This window comes from Pedobacter cryoconitis, assembly GCF_014207135.1.
In the GTDB taxonomy this organism is placed as follows: Bacteria; Bacteroidota; Bacteroidia; order Sphingobacteriales; family Sphingobacteriaceae; genus Pedobacter; species Pedobacter cryoconitis_D.
The window spans coordinates 97,438-110,943 of record NZ_JACHCC010000014.1 but is presented as its reverse complement, the minus strand read 5'-3'; the positions used below and the strand labels follow the sequence as shown (position 1 = coordinate 110,943).

The following is a 13,506-nucleotide window of genomic DNA, read 5'->3' as shown; positions in this document are numbered from 1 at the left end:
TTTTTTAATTAGTAGTAAAATGATGCGCAAAATTATGTTTGCCCTGGGGATTGTTTTGTCTGTGTTTTATGCCCGTGCACAGGAGAACCTTGTTTTAAAGGGGAATATTAAAACTGTCACGGCTATAACTATTTCTTTAAAATCTTTATCAGGGCAAACTATTTTTAAAACTGATATTGATAAAAATAAGGGAACATTTGAGTTGGGGCCGGTTTCGGTTGTCCCTGATTTGTATGTGCTTTCTATTGGTAAAACAGTGCAAAAACTTTTTTTGGTTAACCATACGGTTACCATTAACGGTTATTACGATGATATGGATAGTCAGAATAACAACCTTGAATTTAATGGTTTGGATGAACATTTTAAAATGATGGAATTTGCGCCTAAAACTTCATGGGATTTTAAGCTGGACCCAAATGCGTTTACGGCATTAAATTTCAGGGAGCTTACCGCACTGGCTTATCTCTTCAATTCGGATAAATATGATTTTAACTACAATTTCTTACAAAAGATCCCTGAGAATGAACGTCAAACCGAATCTGCAAAATGGCTGGTCAAAACGGTTGACAGCTTAAAACAGTATACTGCAGGGGTTATAGCGCCTGATTTCGAGTTGCCCAATGAAAATAATAAAATGGTGACACTAAAAGATTTCAGAGGTAAAATTGTGGTACTTGATTTTTGGGCTTCCTGGTGTGGCCCATGCAGGAGAGCGATGGAAAATTTCAAGACTTTTTATAAAGAGTTTGAGCCGGATGTTCAGTTTATCAGCATTTCGATGGATGATGATCAGGCGAAGTATCAGCAGGGATTGAGAGAAATGAATATTCCATGGGTAAAACTCTGGGACAGAACCGGGTTTTCTGATATCAAAACCAAGGAATCCGGTTTTTTTAATTCAAAACTCAGAACCAGATATGGTTTTAAGCAAATTCCTTTTTGTGTCATTATCAATAAAGATGGTACGATACTGAAAAGGGATGTGATCAATGGGGAAGACCTTAAAAAAGCTTTGATTGAAATAACAAAAGGAAAATAACATGAGCATACAAATAAAAGTGAATTTGATATACAAACCTTTGATATTCCTGATCTGCTGGTTTTTTACCAGTACTGTATTTGCCCAGGATGTTGCAATTCTACCCTATAAGGTAGTTGCCAACAAGATGATCATTGAAATACGTCTGAACGGAAAACTCGTTCCCATGATTTTTGATACAGGTGGTAAAAATGCCATCAGCTCAGCTTTAAAGGGAGAATTTGGGTCAGCTGTGATTGATTCAAAAGTAATTATGGATGCCAATAGTAGTACGAAACATGTAGACATTGTCAAGCTGAATCAGGTGGAAACACCGGATAAGAAAGCAATATTCAAAGATGTTCCATTTGTTATTGTGGATAATGAACTGTTTACCTGTCTGGGTGTTGGCGGACTTATCGGAAGTGATCTTTGGCAGAACAATACTGTTGAAATTAACGATCAAACCAAAGAAATCAAAATCAGGAAGGGTGGAATGACGGTTGTACCAGGCGCTAAGCAAGCTATTCCATTTAGTGCCAGTGCTCATGGTGACCCTATTTTTATGTTAAATGTGGGGAAATATGACCAGGAAAGGGTAGTCTTTGATTCGGGTGCTGCCTGCTTTTTATCGGTTAAGGCTTCGCATTATCCACCGCTGGAACAGCAGGGAGCACTTTTTATGGTCAGACAAGGAATAGGAGGTGGTACTTTGGGAGTTATAGGCAGGGTAGCAACTGGCAATCGGATTTTGCTGGAAGTTCCGGAACTGATCATAGGAGGAGCCAGTTTTACGAAATTCAGGTCTGATGCAAGTAATGCACCCGAAAGCTTATTAGGATACAGGGTATTGCATTATGGAAAGGTGACTATAGATTATGTCAATAAGCTGTTTCACTTTGAACCTTTTAAGCCTGGAAAAATAGAGGTAGAGGCAGATTTAAAAAAGAACTGGGAGCTGGAAGTACGTGAAGAGGGGAAACAGTTGACTATTGGTACAGTATGGGAACAGATGGAAGGAGAAGTGGAAGTAGGTGATGTGGTAACCCATATTGATGGGAAAGAGCTCAAATCTACAAGCTTTTGTGAAAATCTGACTATCGGTATACCGGTTTTAAAAGAAAAAGACCAGGTTATACTCACTGTAAAAACGAAACAGGGAGTGAAAAATATAACAATTCATAGAAATTAAAATACAAGTAAACATGAAGTTCATATCCCGGATTTTGGTGCTGCTCGGCTGCTGGTTTTTTACTGGTGAGGTATCCGCACAGGAGGTAGCTATCCTACCCTATAAGGTAATTGCCAATAAGATGATCGTAGAAATGCGCCTGAATGGAAAATTGATTCCCATGATGTTTGACACGGGCGGTCAAAGCTCCATTAGTGTTAGCTTAAAAGAGAGCCTTGGGGTTTCTGTAAACAGATCAAGGGAGGTTACGGATGCTAACAGTAATAAACAGCAATTAGAAATAGTTAACCTGAACCAGGTGGAAACGGCAGACGGCAAAGCAGTATTTAACAATTTTCCCTTTCTTGTTTTTGATTTTGAAATGTTTTCTTGTTTAGGCGTACAAGGTGTCATTGGAAGTGACCTCTTCCAAAATAATACTATTGAGATTAACGATCAGACGAAAGAGATCAGGGTCAGGGCGGGCGGAATGGCGTCTTTAGCAGGTGACAGGCGAACTATTCCTTTTGCTGCTGCTACTGGTGGTATGCCGGTTTTCTCTTTAAATATGGGAAAATACGATGAAGCTAAAGTACTTTTTGATACCGGTTCTGACAGTTTTCTATTTCTTAAGCGGGATGAATATTTGAAGTTGGAACAACAAGACGCTCTCCATAAGATCAGGGAAGGAGAAGGTGGCGGTTCAATAGGTGCTACGGGTAGGGGAGGAATGGGTAAATGCATTTTGGTGGAAGTTCCGGAAATGACCGTAGGACAAGCCAGTTTTATGAATTTCAGGGCGAGTGTAGGCAATCCGCCTGAAACTTTATTCGGATACAAATCATTGCAGTATGGAAAGGTAACGATAGACTATGTCAATAAACTGTTCCGGTTTGAACCCTTTAAACCCGGAAAAATAGCTGTGGATTTGAAAAAGACCTGGGATCTGGAAATGGCTGTAAGTGGAAATCAAATGGTGATCGCTACCGTTTGGGATAAATTAAAAGGACAAGTAGAAGTAGGCGATGTGGTTACCCATATCAATGGAAAAGAGATCAAGCCGATGAGCGTTTGTGAAAGTATTACCAAGGGCTTACCTGTTTTAAAAGAAAATGACCAGGTGATACTCATGGTAAAAACGAAGCAGGGCACAAAAAATATCACTATTAATAAAAGTTAAAAAGCTGAAAATAAGAACATGAAAAAACGAACCTTATTACTTGTGCTGTCATTACAAATTGTTGTTCTGACCGGTAAAGCCCAATTAGTGCAAAAAAAATCAAAAGAAAAAATAGCTGATTGGTATAACCTTTCTTTTGATAAAGATGGTGTTTATGGTGCTGAAGTGAACAAAGCATATGAGTTTTTGAAAGGCAAACAGATAAAAAAGAAACCCATTGTAGCGGTTATCGGTTACGGAATGGATGGGGAACACGAAGACCTGAAAGATTCGCAGTGGACAAACCCTAACGAAAAGGCAGATGGAGTTGATCATGATAAAGATGGCTGGATAGGTGATATCCATGGATGGAATTTCCTGGGTAATGCCCAGGGTGAAATGATAGAAAAAACAAATAAGGAAGGCGACCGCGAATACTTCCGTTTAAGAGGGCTTTATGAAGGGATATTTTTTAACGGGACTGATTATGTAAAGTTTGATGACATCTTGCAGAAGCCGGTTATAGTTCCTGCTCCGGCCAATATTGCGGAGTACAAATACTTTCGTTATGCGCTTCAAAAAGAATCCCAGCTAGCGACAGAAGCCATTTCATACAATGTTTTAAAATTTGAGAAGTATTACCTGAACAATGATTTTGAGTCTGATATAAAGAAAATGTACCCCGATCTTTCTAAAGTTGGTCAGCATGAGTTTACCAAAGCAACTAACTATCTGGACCATCAGGGAAGTCATGTAGATTCCTTAAAGCTGATGTCGAGGTACTTTTTTCTGTTTGCTATGGGGGTTAATAATGGGAGTATGACAAAACTGAAACGGGATTCTGTTACTTATATCGCAATGAGGGATCTTGTATTAAAGAATAACAGGCCTAAAAATACCTATGAGAGTTTGCTGGCCAATATGGTTGATGCCCGGAAAATTACGGGTGATGACTTTACAAACATCAGCCAGAAGAACTATGGTAACAACAATTTATACAGCAATGGTTCATTTTCAGGTACCATGATATCAGGAATTATAGCCGCGAACAGAGCTAATAATATAGGGATTAAAGGTATTATGCCTGATGCACAGCTGATGTCCTTACGTGTTTATCCTAAAGTGGGGGAGGCCTATTATAAGGATATTGCCCTGGCTATACGTTATGCTGTAGAACATAAAGCAGATGTGATTATGTTAGGCCCATCCAATACAGTATATCCCGCGTATGAAGCTAAATGGGTAAATGATGCCTTGTTATATGCTGAACAAAAAGGGATATTGGTTGTGTCTTCTGTATGGGATCTTTCCCGTGATCTGTCTAAACAGAGCTTTTATCCGAATCAATATATCAATGGTAAAGAATTAAATAATTTCATACAGGTGGCCGCTTCCGACAGCCTGGGTATGCCACTTAAATCTGCCAATTTTGGTGCAAAGGAGGTCAATTTGTTCGCTCCTGGTGTAAATGTTTCCACTACTTATATGGGCAGTACTTATCGCCAGGGGGTAAGTTCTCTGTTTGCAGGTGCTTGTGTGGCTGGTACAGCTGCCTTAATCAAAGCCTATTATCCTCAGCTTAATGCAGTTCAGATCAGAGCACTTATTTTAAATAATGTGACTGACCGTAAAGATGTGGAAGTAGAAAAGCAGGTTGGCATGAAAACAGATCAATACTTGTTTAAGCAACTGTGCAGCACAGGGGGGATATTAAATACCTATAAGTCTGTTCTTGCAGCTGATAAACTGAGTAAAACTAAATAATTGTCTAAAATATCTTTTATACTGAAATGATGAAAAGAATGAAATGGGTGCAAGGGTTGTGTTTTTATCTACTTACCGTTTCCGTATGCTTTAATGCTGCGGCACAAAATAATGTCACCAGTGAGATTCTGCCTTATAGGGATGTAGATGGCTATATGATTATAAGAGCGAATGTTGGAGGAGTTGAAGGTGATTTTTTACTGGATTCGAGGGGGAAAGTTGCGGTAACCGAACAAGCTGCTGTTGTACGTGCGATGAAGGTAGATAAACCTGTAGATAACTATCCAAGGGGAGGATTTCAGGTGGTTGGCGGCGCAACAGCTATTGGTTTTTTTGTGGGTAATACGGTTTATCAGAAAGATATAAGTACCCGTGTACTTAAAGAAAATGTGCTGCTGACCAAGTTAAAGGTAGACGGAGTAATTGGTTTCGCTGCATTTTCCAATGTTGTCGTGACTATTAATAGTAAGGCTAAAACCATTACCCTTTCGACACCTTATAAGCCAGCTTATTTGAAACTGGTGAACCGTGATAATGCTGAATTGTCAAGGAGCGAAGGACTTACTATTCAGATAATAATCAATGGTAAACCTGTGAAGGCAATTGCGGATTTTTACCAGAATGAGCCTCTTGTACTTTCGGCAACGGATGCGCAACTGATTAATAGCGGCTCAGCGGCGGTAAAGCTGGCCGGTATATCAGTGAATAATGTAAAGGTAACTAAAGGTGATGCTACGCGCACGGTTGTAGGAAAATCAATTTTAAATAAAGGGGTGATCTCTTTCGATATCGAACGTAATAAATATTATTTCCAGTCCTTTAACCAGGGCGAAGAAAGTTCGGCACCTGCAGTTAAAAAGGAAACAGTTGCCATGGTTCCGGGAAAAGTAAATTCTATAGACCGCGAATACTTTTTAAAACATGTTTACGATTACAAAAACAATAAAGAATGGAAAACAATAGGTGGTAAACCTGTTGTGATCGATTTCTGGGCAACCTGGTGTGGTCCGTGTATGAAAATGATGCCTGTCATGGAAGAGCTTGCTGCCAAGTATAAAGATAAAGTTGTTTTTTATAAAGTGAACGTAGATAAAGAAGGAGAACTGAGACAGATTTTTAAGGCCAATGCTATACCGCTGGTAATTTTTGGGTCCTTAAATAATGGTTCTACCCAAGAGATAGGAGCAGATACCAGGGAAAAAGTAGAGGCACATATACTACAATTACTGAAATAAATAATCCCATGAAATTATATAAGTTTTCTGTTGTCTTTCTGTTCTATGGTGTAGGGATATTCTCTTCTGCAAATGGGCAAGCGATACAATTGACGCCTGATGGTACTGATTTTGAACCGTTGCCACAGCATGCCACTATTGCCAAGGCAGTAGCTAATATGGTTGCCGGTTATCACTATAAAAAGACTAAAATAGATGATTCTTTGTCAACAAAGATCTTCGACAATTACCTGGAGAGGCTGGATAAAACACGTACTTTATTCCTGGCCTCAGATGTGAAGGAGCTTGAAAAATATCGGTTAAAAATGGATGATGCCTTATTGTCGGGTGATCTTTTACCTGCCTTTGAGGTATATAAAATATATGCCAAAAGACTGAATGAAAGGGTTGATTATGTTTTAAAGACACTTCAAACTGCTCAAAACTTGTCTTCTGCGGATGTTTTTGATTTTACGCGTGAACAATTGCCCTGGTTTAGTTCTGTTAGCCAGCAGCAGGCATACTGGAATAAAAAGGTCCGTTATGACCTGATTTTATTAAGAGCAAATAAAAAAACTGAAAAAGAAGCACAGGATATTTTGATCAGGCAGTATCAGAAATTAGAGAAAAGACTGGAAAACCTGAAAAGTGAGAATGCTTTTGAACAGTTTATGAATGCTTTCATTGCTACTATAGACCCGCATAGTCTTTATCTGTCGCCAAAAAACACTGATGAATTCAATATCAAAATGAACAAATCATTGGTGGGGGTTGGCCTGGAATTAACTCTTCAGAATGAATATCCAACAATTACGTCAGTGATCAGTGGAGGGCCTTCGGAGAAAAGTAATCAGGTTGTGATAAATGACCGGATTCTGGCCATTGCTGAAGGTGAAAAGGGTGAATTTGAGAATGTGGCTGGATGGGATCTGGATGAAGTTATACAGAAAATACGCGGTACAGCCGGTTCAATTATCCGGCTGCGGCTTTTACCAGCAGGAGCAACGATAGCTGCCCGGGCCAAAGAAGTTAGCCTGACAAGGGACAAGATCGTATTAGAAGATCAAAAAGTGAAAAGTGAGGTTAAAACTGTAAAACAGGGCGACCGGGAACAAAAAATAGGAGTTATCACCATTCCGAATTTTTATTTCGATGCGAACGCATTTAATAAAGGAGATAAAAATTATGCCTCTACCTCGCTCGATGTGAGAAAGGCACTGGAATCTTTTAGAAACCAGGGAGTAGCAGGTGTGATGATCGATTTACGTAATAATCCGGGAGGTTCTATGAAAGAAGGGATTGATCTTGCGGGTTTGTTCATTACTTATGGCCCTGTAGTGCAATTGCGTGATGCAGAAAACAAAGTAACCGTTCATTCGGATACTGACAGCTCAATAGTATATGATGGGCCGTTAACAGTGTTGATTAACCGTTTGAGTGCTTCTTCATCAGAGATTTTTGCAGCAGCGATGCAGGACTATGGACGAGCCGTTATTATTGGTGAACAAAGTTATGGTAAAGGTACTGCGCAAAATACTTATGCGCTGAACCAGGTGATTCAACAACCCGATAAGAATTATGGCCAGTTCAACATGACTTTTGCAAAGTTTTACCGTATAGATGGTTCCAGTACTCAGAATCGTGGTGTAAACCCTGATGTGAGCTTCCCATCGGCCGGCATGTTATATGTGGGTGAAAGTACCTTGAAAAATGCACTTCCTTACGATGAAATTGCAAAAGCTTCTTTCTCTCCGGTTTCACAAATGAAGGGAATAAATACGCTGTTGGAAAAAGATCATGAAGAACGTATGCAGGCTAATCCGGAATTCCTCGCTTTAAAGGAAGGTATTGAGAAGTTTAAAGAAGCAAACGCAAAGAAATCACTTGTATTAGACCTGAAGAAATATGAAGCCATGCAGGGAGAACAGGAGCGTAGAGATTTGAAACGGATAAATGAGCACAGGGCTTTACAAGGTTTAAAGCCAGTGACCTCTATAGAAGGAGTGACTAAATCCAAAGTGGATTATATCAAAGACGAGAGTTTACAGGTTACAGCTGAGCTGGTTAATAACCAGCATAAATAGCAGAAAAATATTTTAGATTCTGGTTTAGTTTAATAGTTAGTAATGAGAATGGGGGATGCCGGATGGCTACCCCTTCTTTTCTGAAAACCTAAGCTACCGTCTCTGAAATAATCACTTATAGTAGAAAAGAAATTAGTTTAGAGTTAGTTAGTGTGAAGACTGGGGGGACGCCGGATGGCTACCCCATCTTTTCCTTTTGAAGGAAATAAAAATAGACTTCTTTCCTTGTCGAAAAACCTAAGCTTTCATAAACCTGAATGGCACGCTCGTTATCATGACGCACATGTAAAAATGGGATCTCTGATTTAGCTTTGATCCTATGTACCTGACTTAATAATAATTGTTTCGCATAGCCTTTTCCAAGATATTCCGGATGAGTGCAAACTGCGCTGATCTCTGCATATGGTGAAGGGTGCAGGCGTTGCCCAGCCATAGCGACAAGTTTACCGTCTTCAAAAATGCCCTGATAATGTCCCATCTCAATTGTTTTTTTAGCAAATGGCCCGGGTTTGGTCAATTGTGTTAAGGCCAGCATTTCAGGGACATTTTCTTCCTTTAAAGAGATAAGATCCATGTTTACATTAGCAGGAACTGTGATTTGATTATAGACCATCTGATAAGCACTGACCAGATGCAGTACTTTCCAACAGTCAGGGATTTGTGTTTCTGCAGCATTGACAAATGCTACCGGGCTATCATGCTGAATTAGTTCATATAATTGATGGAAGTTACTAATCGAATTTTCTTTTAAACCTACAAAAGGGGACACCTCCTTGTTAAAATATTTTACGTCTTCAATGCCATTTGAAAGCTCCTGATTTCCGCTAATAAGGGCATTCCAGGCCGGGTTATCTAGTATATGGTCCATCGGTAAACTATAGGAGCTTGAAATCTTCACGTACAGGATCAAAGATGTCTATCAGTTTGCAATCAGTAATCGCTCTGCCTCCATGTACAATATTGGGAGGTAAAACAGCAAATGTTCCGGTGTCCAGTACTTTCGATACGCCATCTACGGTGAGTTCAAACCTACCTTCAATAACAAATACGCATTGATGATTAACATGACTGTGCATCGCTGATACACTCCCGGCTTTTACTTCAAGGAAGTTGATTGTATTGTTTTTGGTGTGTATTATTTTTGACAGATAACCCGGGGATAACTCCTTGGTTTCGATAGCTGAGAAATGATTGAAAATTGGGTTCTCCATAGTTATGTTCTAAAGCTTTTAATTGGAAATTATTATAAAAGTATAAAATTTAAGATTAACCTTTGTAAGGTACAACCCGATTTAAGATGGCTAAATATTTTACACCAAACGACCTGGCAGCATTTGTCTTTAAGGAATTGCAGCAATCTAAGAGCAATGACGAAAAACCACCTGAACCTATTCTCAATGAACTTTTTAATACTTTATATTATACCAGTCTGCAAACTGAAGAGGGACAGTTTATTAAAGTGGCAATAACGCTTTTGGATCATAACGCAATTGTGGAGTTTGAAGACAAAAGGGCGTCGTATGACACCTGGAAATTCTTTCCTTTTGAACCTGAAATAGAGTTTTCAATCAAGAATCTGATTAAGTTATCAAAAGCGGCAGATCCTATGAGCTCCAGCCTTGCGGTTTATTATGATGATAATCATGTGTTGTATATCTATGGAATGATTGATCAGATCATCCATTTTCAAAATTTCCTGAACTATGAAAGGGAAGCAAAACCAATGCATCCCGGGATTATGCAAACGATGATCACTGGTATCGGTATGTTGAGTGTAATGCTGGATTATCAGCCTATAGCCAGTTTAAATCAGGATACGCTGGTTAAGCTATATCCCAATGTATTTGAATTTGGGCCGGTTTCTGTTTTTCTGGAGGAAAATGCAGCCTATAGCCAAAACTATCTCGAAACAATTATTAAGGATAAACTAACCAGTAGCGATACGGTAGTATATAATGAAATTATCCTGGAATATGTGATTCAGTCTATTAGCCGGGTATTACTGAAAATAAAGAATTATCATCATGGCGGCGCTATTCTTTTAACCAAAGACTTCACTGCTGATCTGAATATTAAATATGCCCTGCAATACAATCGGATTGAAGAGGCAATCATGCATATTGTTGATCATATTACGGATAGTGATTTGCTGAGTAATGAAATAAAGCAAATTAAGAAAAAGGGAAGGGACCTGCCGATTGAACTGCATGAAGCCTGTGATGAAAATGAAGCCGATATTGAAGATAGTTTTAATGAATTGATAGGCGCAGTCCGTTTTGTTTCCTCACTAAGTTGTGTGGATGGATTAGTGCTCTTATCGCCGCATCTGACTGTAAAAGGATTTGGTGTTCTGGTTACTGAACAACAACAGCCTGAATATGTTTATCTCAATAAAAACAAAGTTAAGATTAAGCCCTCGCATTTTGGGACCAGACATCAGTCTATGTTTGCCTATTGTCTGAAACATCCCGACAGCCTGGGTTTTGTGGTTTCTCAGGATGGTGAAATCAGGGCAATTATGTGTGTAGATGGTGAAGTCAGGATGTGGGAGAACATCAAGGTGTATCAGTTTTTGAGGAGTACTAAACTGCCTGGGGTACCCCTAAAGAAGTAATAAATTGAAAATTGTAGCATAACTGCTGATTTTAACGTTTTACTGATATGAAAAAAATATTAACTCTTCTTGCCATAGGTTTTGTCTTTACAGGCTGTAGTATGGTTAAATCTCCTGGAAATAAGGACCTTGTTCAATTAACCGGAAAAATACAACAGTTAGGAATGTCTACCTTTCAGTATGGTACACATATAATTAAATCTGCTGATAAAACCTATGCTTTGAAAAGCAGTACAGTTAACCTGGATACTTATATCGATAAAGAAGTGATTGTGAAAGGTACAAAGGTTAAAGGTTACCCGGTTGAAAATGGCCCTGATTTAATTGAAGTAACGGAGTTGAAACTCAAATAATCAGCTATAGCAAAAAGCCTGCGTCATATTATGACGCAGGCTTTTTGCTATAGCTGATTACAAGTTTGTATTGTCCTTTTTGACCTGGGTTGTCAGTTCTATGGCTTCAGAAGGGGGAGCTACTTCTTTGCGTTTTTCAGGATCCATCATTTCCATCAGTTTTAAGCCCAGAAGACCGTCCATTGCTGAACCTCCGTTATTTCCGTTGCCACCAATCAATACATCAGGAATTAATTTGATCTTACCTTTTGATAGCTCTTCAGTAATTTTATAACGTGTAAAGTTCTCACCACCCAGCGCCTTTACGGCAAGTTCATAAGCCTCGGCAGTAGACTTTCCGACAGCCAGGATCTTTCCTGCTTCAGCACTACCTGTTAAAGAGATGAGTTCAGCTTCGGCCGAAGCTCTTAATTTAATCGCTTCTGAATCTGCCTGTGCCCTGGCTTTAGTGGCCTCAGCTTCAGCATGAGCTCTCATTTTGGTCGCTTCTGCTTCTGCACCGACTGCTAATTTTACACCCGCTGCATCACCTTCAGATTTTTTAACCGTTGCGCTTGCTGTACGTTCGGCAATTTCTACACTCTGCTGTGCTTTAACGATATCTTTCTGCATATCAGCAATGGCTGTTTCCTTTTCCATGCCCTGGCGTGTTTCCTGAGCTTGTTTTTGAGTATTGTAGGTTACTTTTTGCTCTTCCGCAATTTTACGGTCTGTCAAAGTTTTCATCAGTGACTCCGGAGGAACAATATCTCCTATCAGGGTGTCTACAGCATTTACGTTATATTCATCCAGGACTTTACGGATGTGCTCTTTTGCCGATTCCTGACGTTCTTTACGGGTACTTAAGAAGGCGATAACATCACTGTCCTGTGCTGAGTTACGGAAATAATTACCTATGGTCGGTTCTAAAACCTGTGAAACCAGATTCACCATATTACCAAAGCGGGCAATTACTTTAGGCGCCTCTGTGGTCGGAACATGGATAATCTGGGCTACATCAAGATTGAAAGGGAAGCCATCTTTTGAGCGGACAGTGATTGTAGAAAGGTTTTTATCCAGGTTATGGGCCTCGCTGCGTGCGCTTGCCCAGTTTAACACTAAATTGGTTGTAGGTACCAGTTCTACCTTCATAATGTATTTATTGATTGGATATTTACCCGGGCCCAGAGGTTCTAACCAAACACCTTTTGAGCCTTTCCCAACAATGTTTCCATGTTTGAAGTCTATGCCTGTTAAATCATTTCCGTCGATTCCGATATAAGAAATGACAACTCCAACGTAACCAATAGCGATTTCCGTCATCGGGATCTCTTCTATCTGTACTGCCCATGGGTTTAAGTTGTAAGAACCAGCAAGAATAACCTGCGGTTGCAAACCACGGTTTCCGCCATGTTTTATGAAATTATCGAAATCCTGAAAATTGTTATGGCCCTCTACCAGTTTACCGGCAATCTGATTTGCCTCGACCGGTGAACCATCTAATGTGGTCACAATACCGACCATGCTTTCCTGGATACGAATCATATCAGTCACTGAAATCTGAAAAAGCATCGTGTTGATACGGTAAGAACCCGAAGTAATATAAGAGGTCTGGCGACCACGCTGACCACCATTTTCCAAAAATTTAACGGCATCCTGGAAATTGTCAGAATCTACTTTCTGACCTAAAATATTCCCGGTAGGGATTTCTGATCCATCTTTAGCCATGATCAGACCAATTTTCCCCTCGGGGATAATGGTAAACTGTTCCATCGTGATGGTATATTGCCAGAACCACATCCCGAAATACATCCCGGGAGCAAGTGTTTTTCCCTGAAAACCGGCTTCACCTTTAATGGCGATAATACGTCCGTCAGGGAGTTCTTTTTCTGCGCCAAAGAGTACGAATTTTTTAGTGATCAGACCGACTTTATCTTCCGGAACGACAACCATACCGAATAAAAAACGCAGTATGTATTTGTATAGAATGATGCACAGCAGTGCCAATAATACCCATGAATATTTAAAAATGAGCGCTTCCATAATTATGTTTTTTTTGACGCAAGGTAATTTATTTTATCAATCAAAACATAGTTGTTACCTATGAATATTTTTTGGTCTTTTTTTAACGAAAATTAGCAATAGGCGAG

Annotated in this window: 11 protein-coding genes; 8 read left to right on the top strand and 3 right to left on the bottom strand. The window is 39.5% G+C overall.

Features of this window, described 5'->3' with window-relative positions:
* The first annotated feature begins 19 nt into the window (after nucleotides 1-19).
* Genes HDF25_RS23090 through HDF25_RS23065 form a run of 6 tightly spaced genes read left to right on the top strand, consistent with a single transcriptional unit; the run spans nucleotide 20 to nucleotide 8,410 of the window.
* Nucleotides 20-1,039 (top strand): TlpA family protein disulfide reductase, encoded by a 1,020-nt coding sequence (locus HDF25_RS23090; protein ID WP_184628769.1) that lies wholly within the window; start codon nucleotides 20-22, stop codon nucleotides 1,037-1,039.
* Between the two features lies 1 nt (nucleotide 1,040).
* Nucleotides 1,041-2,210 carry an aspartyl protease family protein gene (locus HDF25_RS23085; protein ID WP_184628768.1) on the top strand — a complete coding sequence of 390 codons (1,170 nt, stop codon included), beginning with the start codon at nucleotides 1,041-1,043 and terminating at the stop codon, nucleotides 2,208-2,210.
* A gap of 13 nt (nucleotides 2,211-2,223) precedes the next feature.
* On the top strand, nucleotides 2,224-3,369 hold the full coding sequence (locus HDF25_RS23080) for an aspartyl protease family protein (protein WP_184628767.1): 1,146 nt from the start codon (nucleotides 2,224-2,226) through the stop codon (nucleotides 3,367-3,369).
* An 18-nt stretch (nucleotides 3,370-3,387) separates the two neighbouring features.
* Complete coding sequence (locus tag HDF25_RS23075; protein WP_184628766.1) at nucleotides 3,388-5,112, top strand: S8 family serine peptidase; 1,725 nt, start codon at nucleotides 3,388-3,390, stop codon at nucleotides 5,110-5,112.
* Between the two features lie 26 nt (nucleotides 5,113-5,138).
* A complete protein-coding gene (locus HDF25_RS23070) occupies nucleotides 5,139-6,347 on the top strand; it encodes a thioredoxin family protein (RefSeq protein ID WP_184628765.1) in 1,209 nt (402 codons plus the stop codon).
* Nucleotides 6,348-6,355: 8 nt separating this feature from the next.
* On the top strand, nucleotides 6,356-8,410 hold the full coding sequence (locus HDF25_RS23065) for a carboxy terminal-processing peptidase (RefSeq protein ID WP_184628764.1): 2,055 nt from the start codon (nucleotides 6,356-6,358) through the stop codon (nucleotides 8,408-8,410).
* A gap of 178 nt (nucleotides 8,411-8,588) precedes the next feature.
* Here HDF25_RS23065 and HDF25_RS23060 read toward each other — a convergent pair whose 3' ends face one another.
* Both HDF25_RS23060 and HDF25_RS23055 read right to left on the bottom strand, forming a co-directional pair.
* On the bottom strand, nucleotides 8,589-9,278 hold the full coding sequence (locus HDF25_RS23060) for a GNAT family N-acetyltransferase (protein ID WP_184628763.1): 690 nt from the start codon (nucleotides 9,276-9,278) through the stop codon (nucleotides 8,589-8,591).
* Nucleotides 9,279-9,285: 7 nt separating this feature from the next.
* Nucleotides 9,286-9,621 (bottom strand): cupin domain-containing protein, encoded by a 336-nt coding sequence (locus HDF25_RS23055; protein ID WP_184628762.1) that lies wholly within the window; start codon nucleotides 9,619-9,621, stop codon nucleotides 9,286-9,288.
* 86 nt (nucleotides 9,622-9,707) lie between these two features.
* On the opposite strand from HDF25_RS23055, the gene HDF25_RS23050 reads away from it, so the two are divergent.
* Nucleotides 9,708-11,024, top strand: coding sequence for a putative sensor domain DACNV-containing protein (locus tag HDF25_RS23050; RefSeq protein WP_184628761.1), 1,317 nt, complete (start codon nucleotides 9,708-9,710; stop codon nucleotides 11,022-11,024).
* A gap of 47 nt (nucleotides 11,025-11,071) precedes the next feature.
* On the top strand, nucleotides 11,072-11,377 hold the full coding sequence (locus HDF25_RS23045) for a hypothetical protein (protein ID WP_184628760.1): 306 nt from the start codon (nucleotides 11,072-11,074) through the stop codon (nucleotides 11,375-11,377).
* 57 nt (nucleotides 11,378-11,434) lie between these two features.
* On the opposite strand, the gene HDF25_RS23040 is transcribed toward HDF25_RS23045, so the two are convergent.
* Nucleotides 11,435-13,399 (bottom strand): SPFH domain-containing protein, encoded by a 1,965-nt coding sequence (locus tag HDF25_RS23040; RefSeq protein WP_184628759.1) that lies wholly within the window; start codon nucleotides 13,397-13,399, stop codon nucleotides 11,435-11,437.
* Nucleotides 13,400-13,506 lie beyond the last annotated feature (107 nt).